Raw genomic sequence first — 24,419 nt, 5'->3', positions numbered from 1 at the left:
GATTTATGGACAAAGATGCGTAATGATGAAATTCCCTAGATGGGAGTACTTGTTTATTCGAGAGCCATCGCAGGATGGCTCTTTTTACAAGTTAGTTAATTAAAATTCCTCTTTATATGTAATCAAGACGATTTGACAAGCTTGTCCTCTAATGAGCGTCTAATAATTTCTTGTTTTATAAGTAAAATGAAGTCGGGATTTAATTTTAGTTCTTTTGCTTTATAATAAGACTCAGTGAGTAACTCAGTAGATAACTGTTCCATATGTTTTGTTTTCAAGGTGAGTCACCTCCTAATAATATAAGGATTGATTCGTTGTTGCATTTAATGTACCAAAAAAATATGACAGTCACAAACGGGTGGTTATCCACATACCTAGGTGGATAAAATGTGTATAGATTGTTAGTAAATTCCAAATTAACTGAAATATTAATGTGGAAAATGTGTACAATTTTATCCACAGGCCATATATCGAAATATGTTGTCGAAAAATTTTTATGAAAACTCCTCAAAGAGGTGAAAGAAATTGAAACTATTTTTACCAAATGAATATGTGAAAAATGTATATCATGTTCAACCAGAAGATTTGAAGAAACGTGGAATTAAAGGTGTTATTACTGATTTAGATAACACTTTAATTGAATGGGATCGTCCAAATGCAACGCCACAACTTGAAGAATGGTTTTTGAAAATGAAAGAGCAAGGCATTCAAGTAACGGTCGTTTCAAATAATAATGAGCAACGAGTGAAAGATTTTGCTGATCCATTAGGCATTCCATTTATTCATAGTGCGCGTAAGCCATTTGTTCGTGCGTTTAAGCGTGCGATACGAGAGATGCAGTTGCAACCAGATGAAGTTGTAGTAATTGGGGATCAGTTACTGACAGATGTGTTAGGTGGAAACCGAGTTGGACTGCATACAATTTTAGTTGTACCAGTAGCACAAACAGACGGATTAGTAACGCGCTTTAATCGAAAAATTGAACGAAGAATTATGAGAAACATGAAGAAAAAAGGTTTAATTAACTGGGAGGAATAAAGTTTGACTGAAACAATTAAATGTATTGGTTGCGGTGTAGAAATTCAAACAGAAGATAAAAATGAAGTGGGATATGCTCCTGCCTCATCTTTAGAAAAAGAACAAGTAATTTGTCAACGCTGTTTTCGATTGAAACATTATAACGAAATTCAAGATGTCTCATTAACAGATGATGATTTCCTACGTATTCTAAACGGTATTGGAAAATCGGATGCGTTAGTAGTTAAAATTGTAGATATTTTCGATTTTAATGGTAGCTGGTTACCTGGCTTACATCGTTTCGTGGGAAATAATAAAGTATTACTTGTTGGGAATAAAGCGGATTTAATTCCTAAGTCAGTAAAACATGATAAAGTAAAGCATTGGATGCGCTATAGTGCAAAGCAGCTAGGATTAAAGCCAGAAGATGTCTTTTTAATTAGTGCAGCGAAAGGACAAGGGATTGCTGAGCTGGCAGATGCGATTGAGTATTACCGCGGCGGAAAAGATGTTTACGTTGTTGGATGTACAAATGTAGGGAAATCAACATTCATTAATCGTATGATTAAAGAATTTAGTGATGAGACTGAAAATGTAATTACAACATCTCATTTCCCAGGAACAACGCTTGATTTAATTGATATCCCGTTAGACGAAGAATCTTCTTTATATGATACGCCAGGTATTATTAACCACCATCAAATGGCTCATTATGTTGGAAAACAAAGCTTAAAGCTTATTACACCAACAAAAGAAATTAAGCCAATGGTATTCCAATTAAATGAAGAACAAACATTGTTCTTTAGCGGATTGGCACGTTTTGATTACGTAAGTGGCGGTCGTCGCGCATTTACTTGTCACTTCTCAAATCGTTTAACAATCCATCGTACAAAGCTTGAGAAAGCAGATGAATTGTATAAAAATCATGCAGGGGATTTACTAAGCCCGCCAACACCAGAAGAATTAGAAAATATGCCAGAGCTAGTGAAATACGAGTTTAATATTCGTGAACCAAAAACGGATGTTGTATTCTCTGGATTAGGATGGGTTACTGTGAACGAACCGGGAGCAAAAATTGTTGCACACGTACCAAAAGGAGTAAGTGTTTCATTGCGTAAATCTTTAATTTAATATGGAGAGGGATTTATGAAACAATTATATGGTGTAATCGGAAATCCAATTGGACATTCATTATCACCCGTTATGCATAACGATGCATTTGAACACTTGAATATGGATGCCCATTATCATGCCTTTCTTGTTAAAGAGGAAGTGCTAGGGGAAGCAGTAAGAGGTTTAAAAGCGTTAGGTATTTCAGGATTTAATGTAACAACTCCGCACAAAGTTGCGATTATGGATTATTTGGATGAGATTGACCCGCTAGCAAAACAAATTGGTGCAGTAAATACGGTGGTTCATAAGGATGGGAAATTGATTGGCTACAATACAGATGGAATTGGTTTTGTCAAAGCGCTACAGTCAATTAGTAGTGAACCACTTCAAGAGAAACGTATTTTATTGCTTGGCGCAGGTGGTGCTAGTCGAGCTATTTATTTTTCACTTGCTGATGTAGGTGTGAAAGAGATTGATGTAGCGAATCGTACAGTAGATAAGGCGAAAGAACTTATTACTGCATGTACGGCTACTGTTCATTCTGTTGCTTTATCGTTAGAGGAAGCAACAGAAGAACAAGAGAATTATGATATTATCATTCAGACGACAACGATAGGTATGCATCCACGTGTCGAACATACGCCGTTACAAATTTCTTCGTTGAAAAAGGGAACGATTGTATCAGATATAATTTATAATCCATTTGAAACGAAAATTTTATGTGAGGCGAAAGAGCAAGGTGCAATGATTCAAAATGGTATTGATATGTTTGTTTATCAAGGAGCGCTTGCATTTGAAATGTGGACAGGGCGCACGCCAAATATCGAACGAATGAAACAATTAGTTATAAGAAAGCTTGGAGGCTAACATATATGTTAACAGGAAAACAAAAAAGATTTTTACGTGCACAGGCACATCATTTAACACCAATTTTTCAAGTAGGAAAAGGCGGAGTAAATGAAAATATGATTAAACAAATTGCAGATACTTTAGAAGCTCGTGAGTTATTTAAAGTAAGTGTGCTACAAAACTGTGAATTCGATCGCCGTGAAGTTGCAGAAGAGCTTGCAAAAGGTGCACGTGCGGAAATCGTTCAAGTAATTGGAAGTACAATTGTTTTATACAAAGAATCAAGAGAAAACAAGCAAATTAAACTTCCTCGATAAAAATAGCATATGCTATTTTTATCACTAGCAATGGTGTAGAGATCGAAACCAATTGAACTTTTATTAACAGTAAACTCTCTTCGGATGGAAATGAAGAGAGTTGCTGTATGTAAAAGGAAGGGGCGTTTCTTTTGAGAAAAATTGGCATCATTGGCGGTACATTTGATCCGCCACATTATGGACATTTGCTCATTGCAAATGAAGTATATCATGCTTTGAATTTAGAAGAAGTATGGTTCTTACCGAACCAAATTCCGCCGCATAAACAAGGGCGGAATATTACAAGTGTAGAAAGTCGCTTACAAATGTTAGAACTTGCGACTGAGGAAGAGGAACATTTTTCTATTTGTTTAGAAGAGCTAAGCAGGAAGGGCCCATCTTATACGTATGACACTATGCTACAATTAACGAAGAAGCATCCGGATGTGCAGTTTCACTTTATTATTGGTGGAGATATGGTTGAGTATTTACCGAAGTGGTATAACATTGAAGCGTTACTTGATCTTGTAACGTTTGTTGGGGTTGCAAGACCAGGTTATACATTGCATACACCTTATCCTATCACCACTGTGGAAATTCCGGAGTTTGCAGTTTCTTCATCTTTATTACGTGAGAGATATAAAGAGAAGAAAACATGCAAATATTTACTTCCTGAAAAAGTACAGGTATATATCGAGAGGAATGGGTTGTATGAATCGTGAGGAAGCACTTCATATTGTGAAACAACAAATGCATGAAAAACGTTATATACACACAATTGGTGTAATGGAGACGGCAATTGAACTTGCTAAATTATACGGTGTGGATGAAAAAAAGGCTGAAGTTGCAGCTATATTCCATGATTATGCGAAGTGTAGAGCGATTTCAGAGATGGAAGAGATCATTAAAAGTGAAGGTTTGCCGAAAGATTTACTTTGTTATAACAAAGAGTTATGGCATGCACCTGTTGGGGCATACTTAGTAGAAAAAGAAGTAGGTATTACAGATCCTGAAATCCTGCAAGCTATTACATATCATACAAGTGGTCATGAGAAAATGACGATGTTAGATAAAGTAATTTATGTAGCTGATTACATTGAGCCTGGGCGAAAGTTTCCAGGGGTGGAGGAAGCTCGTAAACTCGCATATACGGATATAGATCAAGCTTTATTATTTGCGCTAAAGAGAACAATTCAATTTTTAATGGAAAAAGATCAAACGATTTATCCATTAACATTCCAAACATACAATGCAGTTATCAAGGAGGAAATGAGTAAATGAAAGATAAAGATTTATTAGTATTAGCAGCAAAAGCAGCTGATGATAAGAGAGCAGAAGATATGGTTGTCCTAAATATGCAAGGTATTTCACCAATTGCAGATTATTTCATTATTTGTCACGGTAACTCAGATAAGCAAGTGCAAGCAATTGCACGTGAAATTAAAGCGAAAGCACACGAGTTCCAAATCGACGTACAACGTATGGAAGGTTTTGACGAAGCTCGCTGGGTATTAGTTGACCTTGGAGATGTAGTTGCTCATGTATTCCATAAAGATGAGCGTAATCACTATAATTTAGAGCGTCTATGGGGCGATGTGCCACGTGAAGATATTACAGAAGAGTTAGGCCAATGAACTACGAGCAATTTGCGTTGCTGTACGATGAACTAATGAATGATGTCCCTTATGATAAATGGGTGGAATTCACAGAGGAAAGCTTGCAGCAAGCGGATATGAAAGAGGCGAAGATTCTTGATGTAGCATGCGGTACTGGTAATGTAACGCTTCCGCTTGTACAAAAGGGTTACGATGTAATCGGTGTCGATCTTTCGGAAGAAATGTTAGCAGTCGCACAGCAAAAACTAGGCGAGGCAGGATATTTTATTCCTTTTTACCAACAAGATATGCGGGAGCTTGATGTTCCAGGTGAGTTTGACTGTGTAACGATCTTTTGTGATTCATTAAACTATGTATTGCAAGAGGATGGAGTGCAAGAAACATTCCGAAGAGTGTTTCATCATTTACGTCAAGATGGTTTGTTTTTATTTGATGTACATTCTTTATATAAAATACATCATGTATTTCAAAATGAAACATACACAGTGAATGGAGAAGAAATATCTCTTATTTGGAATTGCTTCCCTGGTGAAGATTCAAACAGTGTAGAACATGATTTAACATTCTTTGTTCAAGACCCAGAAGAAGATGTGTACCATCGTTTTGACGAATGTCACGTACAACGTGCATATCCGGTTGAAGAGTTAACGAAATGGCTTGAAGAAGCTGGTTTTACAGTGCTTCGTGTAACTGGTGACTTTGAGCGACTTGAAGTTACAGAACAAACAGAGCGTATTTTCTTCATGGCGAAGAAAAACGGATAAAACAAAAGCAACCGAGAAGGTTGCTTTTGTTTTGTGAAGAAGCTGTAATTTTAGTTCTAGGATAATAAGAAAATGACATACGTGAATTGTGAAAATGCTAGTTTAAGTAAAATGTAATGTGAAAAATTAAGTATTTATAAAAAGGATTTGGAATGACGATGACGTATTTATTATGTGTGTTTATTGAATTGCTGATCAACGCATTTTAAATCTTCATCAAATTTCTCGTGTGTCCGCTCGATTAATTTATGAAACATATCTCCAACATGTTCTTCTAAAACCCGAATACCTTCTCCTGTAACGCCGCCTTTCACACATACTTTTTCTTGTAAAGTAGGCAATGTGAAAATTCCTTTTTCGAGTAGTTTCCCCATTCCAACGACCATTTCACTTACTAAAGTAGTGGCTTCTTCATGTGTAATATTTGTTCTATCTACAGCAGCATTAATGAAACATTGTAATAAATAACTAAAGAATGCAGGGCCGCAGCTTGCTATATCAGATGAAACGCGCGTTATATCTTCTTCTATTACAAGGGGAGTAGAAATGTTTTTGAATAAGCGAAATAGTTTTTGTTGCCATTCTTCAGAGCAGTTACTTCCAAATGTAAATAGTGATGCGCCGGATAGGGCGCGGTTTGTAATGCTCGGAATAATACGAGCAACATGGCAAGGTACAAGTGTCTCTAATTGTGATGGAGATATTGGACTTGTGATAGAAACTAAGCACTTTTCATCAGAAAAATGTTCGGCGTATTTTTGTAAGATTGGGTATATATCTATCGGCTTTACACAAATAAAAATAAGATGCGATCGTTCGATTACCTCATCAATAGTTTTGGCTATATGAACAGAAGGGTATTTTTCCTTTATATGATATGCTTTGGCGGGCGTTCGATTAATGATCGTAAGGCACGAAGGTTTGGTAGCACGGGTTTCTAAAAATGCATCGATTAGTATATTCCCCATGTTTCCTGTCCCTATAATTCCTATGTTCAATGTTTCATCCCTCCTTCGTAACAGCTTTCTCCTAAACAATATGAATGATGTTATAAATTTATGATTAGAGGTGAAAAATGATGTGGGATTTTCCAAAGAAATGGTTAGGATTAGCAGCTATTATTGGAACTGTGCTTTTTCTTCTTTTCTGGAAAACGAACGAGCATACAGAGCAATCAGCTATTGCAACGGATGTTCAAGCGAAAGATATAGAGAAGAAAAGTAAACCGAAAATATCGGATACAAAGCAGCAGAAAAAAATAATTGTAATTGATATGAAAGGGGCTGTTGTTAAAGAGGGGGTGTATGAAATGAAAGAAGGGGACCGGGTCAAGGATGCCATTGAAAAAGCAGGTGGTTTTTTGCCTGAGGCAGATAGGATGAAGGTAAATTTAGCGCAAATGGTACAAGACCAAATGCTTCTTTATGTACCGAATAAAAACGAACAAGTGCAAGAGGGAGCTGCTGTTTCAAAGGGAGAGGGAAAAGTTCAAATAAATGCAGCTTCTAAAGAACAACTTGAAAAAATTACAGGTATTGGTTCTCGGAAAGCGGAAAGTATTTTGAAATATCGAGAGGAACATGGTCCGTTTCAAAAAATAGAAGATTTGTTAGAGATTGATGGGATTGGTGTGAAGTCTTTGGAGAAAATAAAAGATCAAATTATTATTCCGTAAAAGATTGACGAAGTTTTTCTTCATTCGCTACACTACAAGTAGACAAAAAAGTAGGTGAAGAATATGGAACGAATTTCATGGGATCAATATTTTATGACGCAAAGCCATTTGTTATCTTTACGTAGTACATGTACAAGGCTTGCAGTAGGAGCGACAATTGTTCGTGATAAACGAATTATTGCTGGTGGATATAATGGTTCAATTAAAGGTGGCGTACATTGTATAGATGATGGATGCTACGTTATTGATAATCATTGTGTTCGTACAATTCATGCAGAAATGAATGCTTTGTTACAATGTGCAAAATTTGGCGTGAAAACGGAGGAAGCGGAAATTTATGTTACGCATTTTCCTTGTTTACAATGTTGTAAGGCGATTATTCAAAGTGGTATTACAGCAGTTTATTATGCACAGGATTATAAAAATCATCCGTATGCCGTAGAGTTATTTGAAAAAGCGAATGTAACGGTGAAACACGTTCCGCTAGAATATGATATTGCAGCATTAGAGGATCAAAAACGTCATATGGAGTTAAAAGAACTATTTGCATCTTTAGAAAAAGAGAACTTATCAATGGAAGAATTACAGCATGTATTCACGAAAGCAAAAATGATGCTATAAGGAGTGGGTATGAGTTGCAAGGACAATGGGGCTATGTTGCAATCTCATTTATAATAGGGATTGCAATTGCCTTCTCCTCTTCAGTTGTATTGCTGACTTGTTGTCTCGTTGTATATGTTTTCTTTTGTTTATATCGTACTTCGCGTAAAACCTTCTTTTATTGTATGATAGCGTGTTTAAGTGGCGCTATGTACACCACGTATGTTCAAGGACAAAACAAGCCTCTGGGAGAGTCCTATGAAGCTACAAGAGGAGTGATACATAATACACCTCTTATTAATGGAGATCGCCTCTCGTTTCAAATTGAAGATCAGAATAAAAATATAGTGCAGTTAAGTTACAAAATGAAATCAGCTTTGGAAAAGAAACAGATGCGACAATTACATGCAGGAGTATCATGTGTATTCGAAGGTGAGAGGAAAGAACCACAAATAGCTCGGAATTTCCATGGGTTTAATTATCGTGATTATTTATATAAGCAAAATATTCATTTCATATTGGACGCTACATATATTTCTGAATGCCATAAAACATCGTTGTCACTCGTGCAATGGATTCTTCTTTTGAGGCAACAAGCAATCTCAGAAGTTACAGAAATGTTTCCAGAACAATCAGGTGCTTTTATGAATGCATTAGTATTTGGTGATAGACAACAAATGACATTTGAAGTTGAAGAGCAATATCAACAATTCGGTCTCGTGCATTTGTTGGCGATTTCAGGATCGCATATCGTATTGTTAATGGTAATCGTGTATTTTATTTTGCTAAAAAGCGGTGTGACAAGGGAGGTAGCAACAGTATGTCTTATCTTCTGCATTCCTCTATATATGATTTTAGCAGGAGCGTCACCATCTGTTATAAGAGCTTCTCTAACAGGAGTTTTCATGTTAATTGCTTTTATGTGTTCTATTCGTTTATCTAGCTTAGATGCTTTAAGTATAACAGCTATATGTATGCTTATATTTGATCCATATCTCGTGTTTAATATTGGTTTTCAGTTTTCTTTCGTCGGTAGTTTTGCTTTACTTTTATCTGCCCCGCTTTTACTAGAGAGTGGTAATGGAGTAATTCGAAATTCTATTTATATTTCTTTCATTTCACAGCTCGTTAGTACTCCGATTTTGTTATATCACTTCGGTTATTTTTCTCCATATAGTATTTTCTTAAATATCCTATACGTTCCGTTTTTATCTCTCGTTGTATTGCCGTGCAGTATTGTTATTTTGATATGTATACCGATCATTCCGTTTCTTGCAAAAAGGCTTGGGAATGTATTATCAATAGGTTTGAATCTTTCTAATGATTTTTTAAGTTATTGCGAAAACTTACCATTTACCCGTCTTAATTTCGGACAAACACCTATACTTCTTGTAGCCCTATATTGCGTGAGTATTATTAGTATATTGATGGTTTGGGAAAGGCGAATGACGAAGGGGATTCTGTTTATATCTGCGGGTGTATTTCTTTTTATTAGTACATGCCATTATGTATATCCGTATTTTCGAGAAAGTGGAAGTGTTACCTTTCTCGATGTTGGACAGGGAGATGCAATATTAATTCGCCTCCCGTATGATCAAGAGATTTACCTCATTGATACTGGTGGAACAATTCGTCTAAACAAGGAAGAATGGCAACGTAAAAAGCATGAATTTTCTGTCGGAAATGATATTTTGATTCCTTATTTACAAAAGGAAGGTATTAAAAAGATCGATAAATTAATTATAACGCATGGAGATGCGGATCATATAGGTGCTGCGCAACAGTTATTATCAAATATAACCGTAAAAGAAGTTGTATTTGGCCGAAAGGAACAAGATGCGGAATTAGAAAAAATAGTAAAGAAACAGGCTTTAGAAAAGGAAGTGAAAATAAGAGAAGTGAGAGAAGGAGAAAGTTGGAGCATAAATGGAGCGGAATTTTTCGTATTAGCGCCAACAGGGAAGGAGAGCAGTGAAAATAACGCTTCAATTGTAATGTTGGCAAAATTAGGAGGACTAACGTGGTTGTTTACAGGTGATTTAGAAGAAGAAGGTGAGAAGTTTTTAGTAGCTACGTATCCAGAGTTGCGAGCGGATGTTTTAAAGGTTGCTCATCATGGGAGTAATACGTCATCTACAACAACTTTTCTGAGCGTCGTACAGCCTAATATAGCGGTTATCTCTGCCGGTGAGCGTAATAGGTATGGGCACCCTCATAAGGACGTTATAGAGCGTTTTGAGAAGAGGGGGATTGAAATATGGCGTACGGATAAGCAAGGGGCTATCTCCTATGTTTTTAAAGGGGAAAACGGAACCTTTCGCAGCAAAATCACATATGATGAAACACATAATAGATAAAAAAGACTGCCAGTAAGCAGCAGTCTTTAAGAACCGATAAATTTAATAACAGTTGCAATGATGAAAAGTGTTGCGAAAAAACCAAATGAGACGATAAATCCTACCCCTGAATCAATAGCGTCATTGCGTTTACTTTGAACGTTTTGTTCAAAATCATTCATTTAGAATCCCTCCCCAACATTCCACTTTAGTATAAAATATTGTCAGAAAAAAATCTACAATTTCCATGTGAGGAGAAATAGAGCGTTTTTACTACTTTTAGATCATGAAGTAATGTGAATTTTTGTTTCCAAGCATGTTAACAGTTGGCACTTATACTCGAATTTTTATTGCGAATAATAAAGGGAAGGTGATTACCGCACACCAATAAGAAACCCGGGGCTTATTGCGTGGCGTTTAATATAAATAAAGGGACGGGTTATATTGCCTGTTCCTTTGTACTTGTAAAACAAAAGCTAGGGCATTAGTATAAATATATATTGCCAAGTTAGGGAGTAGGAAAAAGTATGAGTGATATACATAAAAAGATTAAAAAGAAGCAGTTTGCTCCATTATATTTACTGTATGGAACGGAAGCGTTTTTTATAAATGAAACGATAAAGCTTATTACAACAGAAGCGCTTGAAGAGGAAGATCGCGAGTTTAATGTTGTTACATATGATTTAGAAGAAGCGTATTTAGAAGATGTGGTTGAGGATGCACGTACACTTCCTTTTTTCGGAGAACGTAAAGTGCTATTAATAAAATCACCGCTCTTTTTAACTTCACAAAAAGAAAAATTGGAACAAAATATAAAAATTTTAGAAGAATATATCGGGGAACCTTCTCCCTTTTCTATTCTTGTTTTTGTTGCGCCTTACGAAAAGCTTGATGAACGAAAAAAAATTACTAAACTGTTAAAGAAAACAGCGGATGTAGTAGAAGCGAATGCAATGCAAGTGCAGGATGTTCAGAAGTGGATTGTTGCTCGGGCGGATGAAGTACATGTGCATATTGATCATGCGGCTGTTAGTTTGTTGTTAGAGCTTGTGGGAAGTAATGTAACAATGTTGGCGAAGGAAATGGACAAGTTAACGTTATACGTCGGTATGGGCGGAGAGATTACACCAAAACTCGTTGCAGAGCTTGTACCAAAATCAGTTGAACAAAATGTGTTTGCTTTGACAGAAAAAGTGGTGAAAAAAGATATCGCGGGTGCGATGCAAATTTTGGATGGATTATTTACGCAGCAGGAGGAACCTATTAAATTGCTTGCGTTATTAGTAAGTCAATTCCGTTTACTGCATCAAGTGAAAGAGTTACAGCAGCGTGGTTACGGCCAAAATCAAATCGCGTCTCATATTGGTGTGCATCCATATCGTGTAAAATTAGCGATGAATCAAACGAAGTTTTTCTCTTTTGAAGAATTAAAAAAAGTGATAATGGAATTAGCGGAAGCTGATTATAGTATGAAAACGGGAAAAATGGATAAAAAACTTGTGCTCGAGTTTTTCTTAATGCGGTTAAATCATATGTGATGAAACAAAAAAAGTTCACGTGCTAAGAGCGTGAACTTTTTTGTATATAAAAAAACGATCCGAATGGATCGTTTTTTAAACGCCTTACGCGTTTACTTGTTTCGCTAAGCGAGATTTTTGACGAGCTGCAGCGTTTTGGTGGATAAGACCTTTACGAGCTGCTTTGTCAAGTTTTTTAGAAGCAGTTTTGAAAGCTTCTTTAGCATTTTCAAGATCGTTATTAGTAACTAAAGCTTCTACAGTTTTAACAGCAGAACGCATGTCAGACTTGATAGAAGCGTTATGTGCACGACGCTCTTCGCTAAGTTTAGCGCGTTTGATAGCAGATTTGATGTTTGCCATACTTTTCACCTCCCTGGTGCAATCGAATGACTCGATTCATAACATAGAACAAGTGATATTCTATCAAACGGTGAAGAGAATTGCAATAGTATATCCATGAAATTTCACGTAAAGGAAAGAATGACCTTATATAACTTTGGGAAATCTAACGATATTTACTATGAATGACGGAGGAGATACGATGAAAGAACCACTAGATTTAAGTAAATATAGTGTTAGAACGGACCTTGCTGTAGAGGCACATCAAATGCTGCAAGAGCGCCAAGAAGAGCAACAAGGGATACAAGGAGTTGTTGTAAAAGAGAGGGAAGAAGAAGGTATTACCATTACGAAAGTAACGATTGATGAAGTTGCCTCGGAATCGATGGGTAAAAAACCTGGAAATTATTTAACGCTTGAAGTACAAGGTATACGTCAACAAGATACGGAGCTGCAACAAAAAGTAGAGCGTATTTTTGCAAAAGAATTTTCTTATTTCTTAGAAGAGGTTGGCGTTACGAAAGAAGCGAGTTGTTTAATTGTTGGTCTTGGAAATTGGAATGTAACGCCGGATGCGCTTGGACCGATAGTTGTAGAAAATGTATTGGTAACGAGACATTTGTTTCAATTGCAACCTGAAAGTGTAGAAGAAGGGTTTAGGCCTGTTAGTGCAATTCGGCCGGGGGTAATGGGGATTACAGGAATTGAAACGAGCGATGTTATTTATGGAATCATTGAGAAGACAAAGCCAGACTTTGTCATTGCAATTGATGCATTAGCTGCTCGTTCTATTGAAAGGGTAAATAGTACGATACAAATTTCTGATACAGGAATTCATCCAGGGTCGGGTGTTGGGAATAAACGTAAGGAACTCAGTAAAGAAACATTAGGTATTCCTGTTATCGCAATTGGTGTTCCGACTGTGGTGGATGCCGTTTCGATTACAAGCGATACAATTGATTTTATTTTGAAACATTTTGGCCGGGAGATGAAAGAAGGAAATAAACCTTCCCGATCTTTGTTGCCGGCTGGTTTTACATTTGGAGAAAAGAAAAAATTAACAGAAGAGGATATGCCGGATGAAAAGAGCCGGAATATGTTTTTAGGTGCTGTAGGTACACTGGAAGATGAAGAGAAGAGAAAATTAATTTATGAAGTGTTATCTCCTCTTGGTCATAATTTAATGGTGACTCCGAAAGAAGTGGATGCTTTCATAGAGGATATGGCAAATGTAATAGCAAGTGGTTTAAATGCAGCGCTGCATCATCAAATTGACCAAGATAATACAGGAGCATATACACATTGATGGGAAGTGACGATAATCATGTAAGCCGCTTTTCGCTTTTATGTATATGTAGTGTGGCTATATGCTTACTTATGGTAATAGCAGGGGTGGCACTTGCAAATCATGGGTTGAAAAGTATGAAAGGTTATCAGCAAATGTCGTATGAACAAATCGCTCATATGACAGGAACAAAAGGTGAGGCCACTGAATCAGAAACTTTGGAAGGTTCGTTTTCCGCTACTGAAAAACAAAAACAATTAGAAAGCTTAAAAAGTTTTAATATTGTAGAAGGAATGGGTATGGCGATAGCAAGCGTTGCCTATGAAATAACAAAGTTTGGAACAGATATAGTTGTTGGGAAAGTAAAAGGGATTTTTAGTTAAGAGTCAAACGGAGGACGGTTGTTTTACAGGTTTGTAAGACAGCCGTTCTTTAATTTGAAAAAGGTTTGTCTCTTATGGTTTGTTCGCATAAGATATAAATAGAATGATTTGTATTGTAAGCAGCACGAGTTTTCATTGAATCTTTGCTGCTCTATTGATATAATCAGTGCTAGTGTATATTGGCGAGACTATTAGGAGTTGAGAACATAGATGAACAAAGAAGAAAGAGCAAAAAGACAGTCCAAAATTCGTAATTTCTCTATCATTGCTCATATTGACCACGGAAAGTCAACGTTAGCAGACCGTATTTTAGAGAAAACAAACGCGTTAACACAACGTGAAATGAAAGCTCAGTTGCTTGACTCTATGGATTTAGAGCGTGAGCGTGGTATTACAATTAAATTAAACGCAGTACAATTAAACTATAAAGCAAAAGACGGCGAAGAATATATTCTTCACTTAATTGATACACCAGGACACGTCGACTTTACGTACGAAGTATCTCGTAGTTTAGCGGCTTGTGAAGGTGCAATTCTTGTAGTAGATGCAGCGCAAGGTATTGAAGCGCAAACGTTAGCGAACGTATACTTAGCGCTTGATAACAATTTAGAAATTTTACCGGTTATTAATAAAATCGATTTACCAAGTGCAGACCCAGAGCGTGTACGCCAAGAGGTGGAAGATGTAATTGGGTTAGATGCATCAGAAGCTGTACTTGCTTCGGCAAAAGCTGGGATTGGTATCGAAGAGATTTTAGAACAAATCGTTGAAAAAGTGCCAGCACCAACAGGTGATTCAGAAGAACCGTTACAATGTATGATCTTTGACTCTTTATATGATCCATACCGCGGTGTAATTGCGTATATCCGTGTTGTAAATGGAACGGTAAAAGTTGGCGATAAAGTACGTATGATGGCAACTGGAAAAGAATTTGAAGTAACAGAAGTAGGTGTGTTTACACCGAAAACTACGCAACGTGATGAGTTAACAGTAGGTGATGTAGGTTTCTTAGCGGCATCGATTAAAAATGTTGGTGACACACGCGTTGGTGATACGATTACACACGCGAAACGTCCAGCAGCTGAGCCGTTAGCAGGTTATCGTAAATTAAACCCAATGGTATTCTGTGGTTTATATCCGATTGATTCTGCACGTTACAACGACTTACGTGATGCGCTAGAGAAATTAGAATTAAACGATTCTGCTCTTGAGTTTGAGCCAGAAACATCTCAAGCGCTAGGATTTGGTTTCCGTTGTGGATTCTTAGGACTTCTTCATATGGAAATCATTCAAGAGCGTATTGAACGTGAATTTAAAATTGATTTAATTACAACAGCGCCAAGTGTTATTTATAAAGTATTCTTAACGAATGGTGAAGACATGATTGTCGATAACCCGTCTAATATGCCGAATCCACAGACAATTGATCGTGTTGAAGAGCCATTTGTTAAAGCAGCAATTATGGTTCCGAATGACTATGTTGGAGCTGTAATGGAAATCTGCCAAGGTAAACGCGGAACGTTTATTGATATGCAATATTTAGATGAAACGCGTGTTACTTTGACATATGAAATCCCATTATCAGAAATCGTATATGACTTCTTCGATCAGTTGAAATCAAATACGAAAGGATATGCATCATTTGATTATGAGTTAATTGGTTACAAACCATCTAAACTTGTGAAAATGGATATTCTTTTAAATTCTGAGCAAGTCGATGCTCTATCATTTATCGTACACCGTGATTCAGCATATGACCGTGGTAAAGTAATCGTAGAAAAATTAAAAGAATTAATTCCAAGACAGCAGTTCGAAGTGCCAATTCAAGCGACGATCGGAAACAAAGTTGTAGCGCGTTCTACAATTAAAGCGATGCGTAAAAACGTACTTGCGAAATGTTACGGTGGTGACATTTCTCGTAAGCGTAAACTTCTTGATAAGCAAAAAGAAGGTAAAAAACGTATGAAGTCTGTTGGTTCTGTAGAAGTACCGCAAGAAGCATTCATGGCTGTACTGAAAATGGATGACAACTAATAGTTGGAATGAAAAAAGAAGTCGTTTATGCGGCTTCTTTTTTACGTATAATTACTTTTTAGACATCTGAGTAGCTCTCATTTACAATAGTGAGAGAGCTTTTTAGTTCATATAAAGTTAGGAGTTTGTTAATGTCCGAAAATATTCGAAAAGATATTCAAGAAAAAATACAAAATGGCAATTTTAATTGTGAAAAGGAATTGACGCTTTCTATTATTAGTGGAAAGTGGAAAGTTGTGATATTGTGGCATCTTGGTGTGGAAGGGCCTCATCGTTTTAGTGAATTACAGCGATTATTTCCGAGCATTTCTCATAAAGTTTTATCAAACCAATTAAAAGAGTTAATGGAAGATGGGATTGTTGATCGAACAGTATACCCAGAAATTCCACCGCGAGTGGAATATTATATGACGGAATTAGGCATGTCGCTTTTACCAATCGTTGAAATGATGTATGATTGGGGAAAAATGCGAATGGAACAAATTCGTAATACGTTAGAGAAGTAAAAGAAGCCTCCCGAGCGTGGAGGTTTTCTTTTTAGAAAGGTAGGAGTTATTTTTGGTGCAAGCTGCATATATTCATATTCCGTTTTGTCAGCATATTTGTCACTATTGTGATTTTAATAAAGTGTTTATTGAACGCCAGCCGGTCGATCAATATTTAGAGTATTTAGAGAAAGAAATAATAAATACAGTTCAAAAGGTACCGTTTGATAGTATGAAAACGATTTTTGTTGGCGGGGGAACTCCAACAGCATTAAATATGGAACAGACAAAGAAATTATTAAATATTATAAATCGTCGTTTACGTCCGTTTGCCCCGAATTGTGAATTAACATTTGAAGCGAATCCAGGTGATTTGCCGAAAGAGAAATTAAATGTATTGCTAGAAGGTGGAGTGAACCGAATTAGTTTTGGGGTGCAAACATTTCGAGATGAATTGCTTGAGAAAATTGGACGTAAGCATACGAGAGAAGATGCGTTTGTAGCAATTAGAGAAGCGCAGGAAGTGGGCTTCAAAAATATAAATGTAGATATTATTTATGCTCTGCCGGGACAGACGATAGAAGATGTAAAAGAAACGTTAGATATTGCTTTTACGCTTGGTGTACAACATTTCTCGGCATATTCATTAATTGTGGAACCGAAAACTGTGTTTTATAACTTAATGAATAAAGGGAAATTAAGACTACCAGGTGAAGACCATGAAGCGAAAATGTACGAAATGGTAATGGATGAAATGGAGAAACATGGCTATACCCAGTATGAAATTAGTAATTTCTCAAAAGGTAATAATGAAAGTAGACATAATCTCACATACTGGAATAATGAAGAGTATTATGGATTTGGAGCTGGGGCGCATAGTTATGTAAATGGAGAACGTATCCAAAATGTAGGGCCGCTCAAGCAATATTTCAATAAAATCGATGAAACCGGATTTCCGTATTTAGATGTTCACGTGGTGACGGAGAAAGAAAAAATGGAAGAAGAGTTGTTCTTAGGACTCCGAAAAACAAAAGGTGTATCTAAAATAGCGTTTCAAAAGAAATTTAATATGGAAATGGATCAAGTTTTCGCGAAGCAGTTACAAAACAACCAAGAACAAGGATTGCTTGAAGAGAGCGATGGATATGTTCGTTTAACGCGAAAAGGAAAATTATTAGGGAATGAAGTATTCCAATCATTTTTGATTGACTAATTAAATGTTCCATTAACGTGAAAAAGTTTCATTATTTCGTGACGTTTCCGTTGACAATTGAATGTCAATTTTGGTAAGTTATTAATAGATTTAGCACTCGAAGACAAAGAGTGCTAACAGAGGTGATGATGAGATGCTTACGGAACGTCAGCTCTTAATTTTACAAACAATTATTGATGACTTTATTGGATCAGCGCAACCTGTTGGGTCAAGGACGTTGGCTAAAAAAGATGAAATTACATTTAGTTCAGCTACTATACGAAATGAAATGGCTGATTTAGAGGAACTAGGATTTATTGAGAAAACGCATAGTTCTTCTGGACGTGTTCCTTCTGAAAAAGGATACCGATTTTATGTAGACCATCTTTTAGCGCCGCAAAATTTACCGAACGATGAAATTGTACAAATTAAAGATTTATTTGCTGAAAGAATTTTTGAAGCGGAAAAGATTGCACAACAATCAGCTCAAATTTTATCAGAGCTTACAAATTATACGGCCATTGTTCTTGGACCGAAGTTAAGCACAAATAAACTTAAAAACGTACAAATTGTTCCGCTTGATCGTCAAACCGCAGTCGCTATTATTGTAACGGATACAGGGCATGTACAAAGCAAAACGATTACCGTTCCGGAATCTGTTGATTTATCAGATTTAGAAAAAATGGTTAATATTTTAAATGAAAAGCTATCGGGCGTACCAATGTCGGAACTCCATAATAAAATCTTTAAGGAGATTGTTACGGTATTGCGTGGGTATGTTCATAATTACGATAGTGCAATAAAAATATTGGATGGTACATTTCAAGTTCCGTTATCGGAAAAGATATACTTTGGAGGGAAGGCAAATATGCTTTCGCAACCAGAGTTTCATGACATTCAAAAAGTTAGATCTTTACTTACCATGATTGATAACGAAGCTGAGTTTTATGATATTTTGCGTCATAAACAAGTTGGTATTCAAGTGAAAATTGGTAGGGAAAACTCTGCGACAGCCATGGAAGATTGTAGTTTGATTTCTGCAACATATTCGATTGGAGAAGAACAACTTGGAACAATTGCAATTTTAGGTCCAACGAGAATGCAATACTCTCGTGTAATTAGTTTGTTGCAGTTATTTACAAGGCAAATTACAGATGGACTAAAAAAATAAAGAATAAAGAAGAATACATTCGCTCAAGTGATAAGCAATACATCACTGTGTGTAATATATAACTATACTTAGGTAATCATGCTATGCATGATACCTAATACCTTTTAAGGAGGTGAAAATTGTGGAAGAGCGTAACGAACAAGTTGTAGAAGAAGTGAAAGAAGAAGTAAAAGAAGCACAAGTTGAAGAAGCCGTAACATCTGAAGACAGCGAAGAAACTGTTGAAGAAAAAAGTGAGGCTGCTCTTTTACAAGAAAAAGTAGATGAATTGCAAGCGAAACTGACGGAAACGGAAGGCCGTATGCTACGTCTACAAGCTGATTTTGAAAATTATAAGCGTCGTGTTCAAATGGATAAACAGGCTGCTGAAAAATATAGAGCACAAAGTCTTGTTTCAGATATTTTGCCAGCTCTTGATAATTTTGAAAGAGCGATGCAAGTGGAAGCAACTGATGAGCAAATGAAGTCCTTATTACAAGGGATGGAAATGGTATATCGTCAATTGTTAGAAGCGATGACAAAAGAAGGTGTAGAAGCGATTGAAGCTGTTGGTAAACAGTTTGATCCTCATGAACACCAAGCTGTTATGCAAGTAGAAGACAGCGAATTTGAATCAAATGCGGTTGTGGAAGAATTCCAAAAAGGTTATAAATTAAAAGACCGTGTAATTCGCCCATCGATGGTAAAAGTAAATCAATAATTTACATAAAAGTAGGAGGATTCGCCATGAGTAAAATTATCGGTATTGACTTAGGTACAACAAACTCTTGTGTAGCTGTTATGGAAGGTGGAGAACCAAAGGTTATCCCAAATCCAGAAGGAAACCGTACAACACCTTCTGTTGTAGCTTTCAAAAATGAAGAACGTCAAGTTGGGGAAGTAGCAAAGCGTCAAGCAATTACAAACCCAAATACAATCATGTCTGTTAAACGTCATATGGGTACAGACTACAAAGTAGAAATCGAAGGTAAAGAATATACACCTCAAGAAATTTCTGCAATCATTTTACAAAACTTAAAAGCTTCTGCTGAAGCATATTTAGGTGAAACAGTAACGAAAGCTGTTATTACAGTACCTGCATACTTCAACGATGCAGAGCGTCAAGCAACGAAAGATGCTGGTCGTATCGCTGGTTTAGAAGTTGAGCGTATCATTAACGAACCAACAGCAGCAGCGCTTGCTTACGGTTTAGAAAAACAAGATGAAGAGCAAAAAATCTTAGTATATGATTTAGGTGGCGGTACATTTGATGTATCTATCCTTGAGTTAGCAGATGGAACATTTGAAGTTATTTCAACTGCTGGTGACAACCGTCTTGGTGGAGATGACTTTGACCAAGTTATCATTGATCACTTAGTAGCTGAGTTCAAAAAAGAAAATAACATTGATTTAAGCCAAGATAAAATGGCACTTCAACGTTTGAAAGATGCAGCTGAAAAAGCGAAAAAAGATCTTTCAGGTGTAACACAAACACAAATTTCATTGCCATTCATTAGTGCTGGAGCTGCTGGTCCATTACACTTAGAATTAACATTAACAAGAGCGAAATTCGAAGAGCTTTCAGCAAACCTTGTTGAAAGAACATTAGAACCAACTCGTCGTGCTTTAAAAGATGCTGGTCTATCTGCAAGTGAATTAGATCGCGTTATCCTTGTAGGTGGTTCTACTCGTATCCCAGCTGTACAAGAAGCTATTAAACGTGAAACTGGTAAAGAACCATATAAAGGTGTAAACCCGGATGAAGTTGTAGCATTAGGTGCTGCAGTTCAAGGTGGCGTACTTACTGGTGATGTAGAAGGCGTACTATTATTAGATGTAACTCCACTTTCTTTAGGTATTGAAACTATGGGTGGTGTGTTCACGAAATTAATCGAGCGTAACACTACAATTCCAACGAGTAAATCACAAGTATTCTCAACAGCTGCTGATAACCAACCAGCAGTAGACATTCATGTATTACAAGGTGAGCGTCCAATGTCAGCTGACAACAAAACGTTAGGACGTTTCCAATTAACGGATATCCCACCAGCACCACGTGGTATTCCACAAATCGAAGTAACATTCGATATTGATGCGAACGGTATCGTTAACGTACGTGCAAAAGATTTAGGAACAAGCAAAGAACAAGCTATTACAATCCAATCTTCTTCAGGTCTTTCTGATGAAGAAGTAGATCGTATGGTAAAAGAAGCAGAAGCAAACGCTGACGCTGACCAAAAACGTAAGGAAGAAGTTGAACTTCGTAACGAAGCTGACCAACTTGTATTCCAAACAGATAAAGTTGTAAAAGATTTAGAAGGTAAAGTAGATGCAGCTGAAGTTGCAAAAGCAACAGAAGCGAAAGAAGCATTACAAGCTGCGATTGAGAAGAACGAGCTTGAGGAAATCCGTGCGAAAAAAGACGCTTTACAAGAAATCGTACAACAACTAACTGTTAAACTATATGAGCAAGCTCAAGCAGCTGCAGGGCAAGCAGAAGGTGCACAAGGAGCACAAGATGCTGGCGCGAAGAAAGACAATGTAGTAGACGCTGAGTTTGAAGAAGTAAAAGAAGACAAGTAATTCAACTTTAAACATAATAAGTAAGATGACAAAAAGTCAAAGTCAAGCGTGCCTTGGCTTTGGCTTTTTTCACGAATGAGAAGGAATGTGTGAGGGTCTTAAGTTTTTTACTTTGCATACTGTAAGTGAGGAAACTTTGTTGCAAAGCACTTTCTTTCGGTGTTAAAATTACGTTTATGTGAAAGATTCGGGGGTTGTAAATTTATGAGTAAACGAGATTATTATGAGGTCCTTGGACTTAGCAAGGGTGCTTCAAAAGATGAAATAAAAAAAGCGTATCGTCGTTTGGCTAAAAAATACCATCCAGACGTAAGTAAAGAAGAAAATGCAATTGAAAAGTTTAAAGAAGTACAAGAAGCATACGAAGTATTAAGCGACGATCAAAAGCGTGCGCAATATGATCAATTTGGTCATGCTGGTGCTAATCAAGGCTTCGGCGGCTTTGGCGGCGGAGGAGACTTCGGTGGTGGCTTCGGTTTTGAAGATATCTTTAGTTCATTCTTTGGCGGCGGTGGCGGCAGACGTCGTGATCCAAATGCTCCACGCCAAGGTGCTGACTTACAATATCAAGTCACTTTAGATTTTGAAGAAGCTATTTTTGGTAAAGAGTTAAATGTTGAGATTCCAGTAGAAGATCCATGTGATACTTGTAAAGGTAGCGGGGCAAAACCAGGAACTTCAAAAGAAACATGTAAACATTGCTCAGGATCAGGGCAAGTAAGTGTAGAACAAAATACACCATTTGGTCGTATCGTAAACCGTCAAGCTTGCGGTCATTGTTCAGGAACTGGGCAAATCATTAAAGAAAAATGTACGACATGCCACGGTTCTGGTAAAGTTCGTAAACGTAAAAAAATCAATGTTAAAATTCCAGCAGGTATCGATAATGGTCAACAAATCCGCGTATCTGGAAAAGGTGAAGCGGGCGTAAATGGCGGCCCAGCAGGAGATTTATATGTTGTTGTTCATGTAAGAAATCATGAATTCTTTGAGCGCGAAGGAGATCACATTATTTGCGAAATGCCATTAACATTTGCGCAAATGGCACTTGGTGATGAAGTAGAAGTTCCTACTGTTCATGGTAAAGTGAAGCTGAAAATTCCAGCAGGAACACAAACAGGAACAGAATTCCGCCTAAAAGGTAAGGGTGCTCCGAACGTACGTGGATACGGTCAAGGAGATCAATATGTAGTCGTGCGTGTTGTTGTACCGACGAAATTAACTTCACAGCAAAAAGATTTATTGCGTGAATTTGCAGGACAAGAAGAGCAGGATGATAGTTTATTCGGAAAGCTTAAACGTGCTTTCAAAGGGGAATAATGGAAATAAAAAATGGAGTTGGTAAATTGTGAAATGGTCAGAAATTAGTATTCATACAACAGAAGAAGCAGTAGAAGCTGTCTCTCATATTTTACATGAAGCTGGTGCTAGTGGAGTTGCGATTGAGGACCCAGCGGAGTTGACGAAAGAGCGCGAGCAACAATATGGTGAAATTTATGCATTGAACCCAGATGAGTATCCGGCAGAAGGTGTGTTAATAAAAGCATATTTCCCGCAAACGGATTCTTTACATGAAACAATTGCAGGTGTAAAATCATCTATTGATGTGCTTCCATCTTACGACATCGAAATTGGTACTGGAAATATTACCGTTAACGAAGTCAATGAAGAAGATTGGGCTACTGCTTGGAAAAAATATTACCATCCAGTACAAATTTCTGATACATTCACAATTGTACCGACTTGGGAAGAATATACACCATCTTCTCCGGAAGAAAAAATTATTGAATTAGATCCAGGTATGGCGTTTGGGACAGGAACTCATCCAACAACAACGATGTGTATCCGTGCTTTAGAAAGAACAGTACAACCAGGTAACACAATCATTGATGTAGGAACAGGTTCTGGTGTACTGAGTATTGCAGCAGCAAAATTAGGTGCGTCTTCTGTTCAAGCATATGATTTAGACCCGGTTGCAGTTGAAAGTGCAGAAATGAATGTACGTTTAAATAAAACAGATGATATCGTATCTGTTGGACAAAATAGTCTTTTAGAGGGTATTGAAGGTCCTGTTGATTTAATCGTAGCTAACTTATTAGCAGAAATTATTCTTTTATTCCCTGAAGATGCAGCAAGAGTTGTGAAGTCAGGCGGATTATTTATTACATCGGGCATTATTGCTGCAAAGGAAAAAGTAATTTCTGAAGCGCTAGAAAAAGCTGGATTTACAATTGAAGAAGTGTTGCGAATGGAAGATTGGGTAGCAATTATTGCACGAAATGCGTAATATAGATTTTAGTCTATAATGAAAAGGGGAGTCTCTCACTATAAGGTGAGGGACTTGCCGTTTGTTATATGAAAAATGATAACGTTTCGTTCTTTTCGTAAGTATTGGCTTACGAAAGGAACGAAACTCTACTAAGGTGATTATATGCAACGTTATTTTGTAGAAGAGAAATATGTAAATGAGACAAGTATTCGCATTGTAGGTGATGACGTACATCATATAGCAAGAGTGATGCGTATGTCAGCTGGTGATCACATTTATTGCTGTGTAAACGGAAAAACAGCCGTATGTTCAATTGATGAAATTACCAGTGAATTTATTAATACGGCTATTGTAGAATGGGTAGAGACGTCAAGTGAACTTCCTGTTTTCGTGACGATTGCAAGTGGACTGCCGAAAGGAGACAAGCTAGAGTTAATTTTTCAAAAAGGAACTGAGCTTGGGGCAGCTGCATTCTTACCATTTCAAGCATCTCGCTCTATCGTAAAATGGGATGCGAAAAAAGCTGATAAAAAAGTTGAGCGTTTAAGAAAAATTGTGAAAGAAGCTGCGGAACAATCACATAGAAGTGAAATTCCAGAAGTACACGCCCCAGCATCGTTTAAACAATTGTTGTCAATGAGTGGTGAGTATGATGTTTGCCTTGTTGCTTACGAAGAGGAAGCGAAACAAGGCGAGAAATCTAATTTTGCGAAAGCTTTAACGATGATGAAACCAGGTCAAAAGCTATTGATTGTATTTGGCCCAGAAGGCGGTTTAGCTGAGGAAGAGATTACAGCGCTTCGTGAACATAAATTTGTACCATGTAGTTTAGGACCAAGAATTTTAAGAACAGAAACGGCGCCGTTATACGCGTTAAGTGCTGCTTCGTATCATTTTGAATTGATGGGGTGAT

27 protein-coding genes are annotated in these 24,419 nt (G+C 37.0%); 23 read left to right on the top strand and 4 right to left on the bottom strand.

The window, feature by feature from the left end:
• Positions 1-122 precede the first annotated feature (122 nt).
• On the bottom strand, positions 123-278 hold the full coding sequence (locus NLJ82_RS21090) for a sporulation histidine kinase inhibitor Sda (RefSeq protein WP_000850094.1): 156 nt from the start codon (positions 276-278) through the stop codon (positions 123-125).
• A 247-nt stretch (positions 279-525) separates the two neighbouring features.
• Here NLJ82_RS21090 and NLJ82_RS21085 point away from each other — a divergent pair, with 247 nt between their 5' ends.
• From NLJ82_RS21085 to NLJ82_RS21050, 8 genes are all read left to right on the top strand, one after another.
• The gene (locus tag NLJ82_RS21085; RefSeq protein ID WP_000765311.1) at positions 526-1,038 is read left to right on the top strand and encodes a YqeG family HAD IIIA-type phosphatase; all 513 of its coding nucleotides are present in this window, start codon (positions 526-528) and stop codon (positions 1,036-1,038) included.
• A 3-nt stretch (positions 1,039-1,041) separates the two neighbouring features.
• Entirely contained in the window at positions 1,042-2,148 is a 1,107-nt protein-coding gene (yqeH, locus tag NLJ82_RS21080; RefSeq protein WP_000140795.1) for a ribosome biogenesis GTPase YqeH, read from the top strand.
• Between the two features lie 15 nt (positions 2,149-2,163).
• Positions 2,164-2,997: a shikimate dehydrogenase gene (aroE, locus tag NLJ82_RS21075; RefSeq protein ID WP_000812086.1), complete on the top strand. Its 834-nt coding sequence runs from the start codon at positions 2,164-2,166 to the stop codon at positions 2,995-2,997.
• 5 nt (positions 2,998-3,002) lie between these two features.
• Positions 3,003-3,296, top strand: coding sequence for a ribosome assembly RNA-binding protein YhbY (gene yhbY, locus NLJ82_RS21070; protein ID WP_000955224.1), 294 nt, complete (start codon positions 3,003-3,005; stop codon positions 3,294-3,296).
• Between the two features lie 131 nt (positions 3,297-3,427).
• Positions 3,428-3,997 carry a nicotinate-nucleotide adenylyltransferase gene (gene nadD, locus NLJ82_RS21065; protein WP_001226058.1) on the top strand — a complete coding sequence of 190 codons (570 nt, stop codon included), beginning with the start codon at positions 3,428-3,430 and terminating at the stop codon, positions 3,995-3,997.
• On the top strand, positions 3,987-4,556 hold the full coding sequence (gene yqeK, locus NLJ82_RS21060; protein ID WP_001078246.1) for a bis(5'-nucleosyl)-tetraphosphatase (symmetrical) YqeK: 570 nt from the start codon (positions 3,987-3,989) through the stop codon (positions 4,554-4,556). The genes nadD and yqeK overlap by 11 nt, the downstream gene beginning before the upstream one ends.
• On the top strand, positions 4,553-4,909 hold the full coding sequence (rsfS, locus tag NLJ82_RS21055) for a ribosome silencing factor (protein WP_000653200.1): 357 nt from the start codon (positions 4,553-4,555) through the stop codon (positions 4,907-4,909). The genes yqeK and rsfS overlap by 4 nt, the downstream gene beginning before the upstream one ends.
• Positions 4,906-5,655, top strand: coding sequence for a class I SAM-dependent DNA methyltransferase (locus tag NLJ82_RS21050; RefSeq protein WP_001105568.1), 750 nt, complete (start codon positions 4,906-4,908; stop codon positions 5,653-5,655). The genes rsfS and NLJ82_RS21050 overlap by 4 nt, the downstream gene beginning before the upstream one ends.
• Positions 5,656-5,825: 170 nt before the next feature.
• Here the strand turns inward: NLJ82_RS21050 and comER are convergent, their stop codons facing one another.
• On the bottom strand, positions 5,826-6,653 hold the full coding sequence (comER, locus tag NLJ82_RS21045) for a late competence protein ComER (protein WP_001020538.1): 828 nt from the start codon (positions 6,651-6,653) through the stop codon (positions 5,826-5,828).
• Positions 6,654-6,730: 77 nt separating this feature from the next.
• On the opposite strand from comER, the gene NLJ82_RS21040 reads away from it, so the two are divergent.
• The 3 genes from NLJ82_RS21040 (at position 6,731) to NLJ82_RS21030 (ending at position 10,287) form a co-directional block, all read left to right on the top strand.
• Positions 6,731-7,330, top strand: coding sequence for a helix-hairpin-helix domain-containing protein (locus tag NLJ82_RS21040; protein WP_002028509.1), 600 nt, complete (start codon positions 6,731-6,733; stop codon positions 7,328-7,330).
• A 63-nt stretch (positions 7,331-7,393) separates the two neighbouring features.
• On the top strand, positions 7,394-7,951 hold the full coding sequence (locus NLJ82_RS21035; RefSeq protein ID WP_000439783.1) for a ComE operon protein 2: 558 nt from the start codon (positions 7,394-7,396) through the stop codon (positions 7,949-7,951).
• A 14-nt stretch (positions 7,952-7,965) separates the two neighbouring features.
• The gene (locus tag NLJ82_RS21030; RefSeq protein ID WP_001993183.1) at positions 7,966-10,287 is read left to right on the top strand and encodes a DNA internalization-related competence protein ComEC/Rec2; all 2,322 of its coding nucleotides are present in this window, start codon (positions 7,966-7,968) and stop codon (positions 10,285-10,287) included.
• A gap of 26 nt (positions 10,288-10,313) precedes the next feature.
• On the opposite strand, the gene NLJ82_RS21025 is transcribed toward NLJ82_RS21030, so the two are convergent.
• Positions 10,314-10,448, bottom strand: a complete 135-nt coding sequence (locus NLJ82_RS21025; protein ID WP_000997609.1) for a YqzM family protein — start codon at positions 10,446-10,448, stop codon at positions 10,314-10,316.
• Positions 10,449-10,793: 345 nt separating this feature from the next.
• Here NLJ82_RS21025 and holA point away from each other — a divergent pair, with 345 nt between their 5' ends.
• Complete coding sequence (gene holA, locus NLJ82_RS21020) at positions 10,794-11,804, top strand: DNA polymerase III subunit delta (protein WP_001279920.1); 1,011 nt, start codon at positions 10,794-10,796, stop codon at positions 11,802-11,804.
• Between the two features lie 84 nt (positions 11,805-11,888).
• On the opposite strand, the gene rpsT is transcribed toward holA, so the two are convergent.
• Positions 11,889-12,146 carry a 30S ribosomal protein S20 gene (gene rpsT / locus NLJ82_RS21015; protein ID WP_001274011.1) on the bottom strand — a complete coding sequence of 86 codons (258 nt, stop codon included), beginning with the start codon at positions 12,144-12,146 and terminating at the stop codon, positions 11,889-11,891.
• 181 nt (positions 12,147-12,327) lie between these two features.
• Between rpsT and gpr the strand changes: the two genes are divergently transcribed.
• From gpr to NLJ82_RS20960, 11 genes are all read left to right on the top strand, one after another.
• A complete protein-coding gene (gene gpr, locus NLJ82_RS21010; protein ID WP_000662638.1) occupies positions 12,328-13,431 on the top strand; it encodes a GPR endopeptidase in 1,104 nt (367 codons plus the stop codon).
• Entirely contained in the window at positions 13,431-13,793 is a 363-nt protein-coding gene (locus tag NLJ82_RS21005; protein ID WP_000534316.1) for a YqxA family protein, read from the top strand. Before gpr ends, NLJ82_RS21005 begins: the two co-directional genes overlap by 1 nt.
• A gap of 210 nt (positions 13,794-14,003) precedes the next feature.
• Positions 14,004-15,827 (top strand): elongation factor 4, encoded by a 1,824-nt coding sequence (lepA, locus tag NLJ82_RS21000; protein WP_001030954.1) that lies wholly within the window; start codon positions 14,004-14,006, stop codon positions 15,825-15,827.
• 131 nt (positions 15,828-15,958) lie between these two features.
• Positions 15,959-16,333 carry a winged helix-turn-helix transcriptional regulator gene (locus NLJ82_RS20995; RefSeq protein ID WP_001293546.1) on the top strand — a complete coding sequence of 125 codons (375 nt, stop codon included), beginning with the start codon at positions 15,959-15,961 and terminating at the stop codon, positions 16,331-16,333.
• A gap of 52 nt (positions 16,334-16,385) precedes the next feature.
• A complete protein-coding gene (gene hemW, locus NLJ82_RS20990) occupies positions 16,386-17,525 on the top strand; it encodes a radical SAM family heme chaperone HemW (RefSeq protein ID WP_025991619.1) in 1,140 nt (379 codons plus the stop codon).
• Positions 17,526-17,658: 133 nt separating this feature from the next.
• Positions 17,659-18,675 carry a heat-inducible transcriptional repressor HrcA gene (gene hrcA / locus NLJ82_RS20985; RefSeq protein ID WP_000954950.1) on the top strand — a complete coding sequence of 339 codons (1,017 nt, stop codon included), beginning with the start codon at positions 17,659-17,661 and terminating at the stop codon, positions 18,673-18,675.
• 121 nt (positions 18,676-18,796) lie between these two features.
• A complete protein-coding gene (grpE, locus tag NLJ82_RS20980; protein ID WP_000392720.1) occupies positions 18,797-19,375 on the top strand; it encodes a nucleotide exchange factor GrpE in 579 nt (192 codons plus the stop codon).
• A gap of 26 nt (positions 19,376-19,401) precedes the next feature.
• Positions 19,402-21,237 (top strand): chaperone protein DnaK, encoded by a 1,836-nt coding sequence (gene dnaK, locus NLJ82_RS20975; protein ID WP_000034690.1) that lies wholly within the window; start codon positions 19,402-19,404, stop codon positions 21,235-21,237.
• 204 nt (positions 21,238-21,441) lie between these two features.
• Entirely contained in the window at positions 21,442-22,557 is a 1,116-nt protein-coding gene (gene dnaJ, locus NLJ82_RS20970) for a molecular chaperone DnaJ (protein ID WP_000043935.1), read from the top strand.
• Between the two features lie 28 nt (positions 22,558-22,585).
• Complete coding sequence (prmA, locus tag NLJ82_RS20965; protein WP_000872111.1) at positions 22,586-23,524, top strand: 50S ribosomal protein L11 methyltransferase; 939 nt, start codon at positions 22,586-22,588, stop codon at positions 23,522-23,524.
• A gap of 144 nt (positions 23,525-23,668) precedes the next feature.
• Positions 23,669-24,418, top strand: a complete 750-nt coding sequence (locus NLJ82_RS20960) for a 16S rRNA (uracil(1498)-N(3))-methyltransferase (protein ID WP_001190163.1) — start codon at positions 23,669-23,671, stop codon at positions 24,416-24,418.
• Position 24,419: the final 1 nt, after the last annotated feature.

Origin of the sequence: Bacillus paranthracis (assembly GCF_024296885.1) — a bacterium.
Lineage (GTDB): Bacteria > Bacillota > Bacilli > Bacillales > Bacillaceae_G > Bacillus_A > Bacillus_A paranthracis.
The sequence above is the reverse complement of the archived record's forward strand: the minus strand, read 5'-3'. Positions and strand labels throughout refer to the sequence as shown.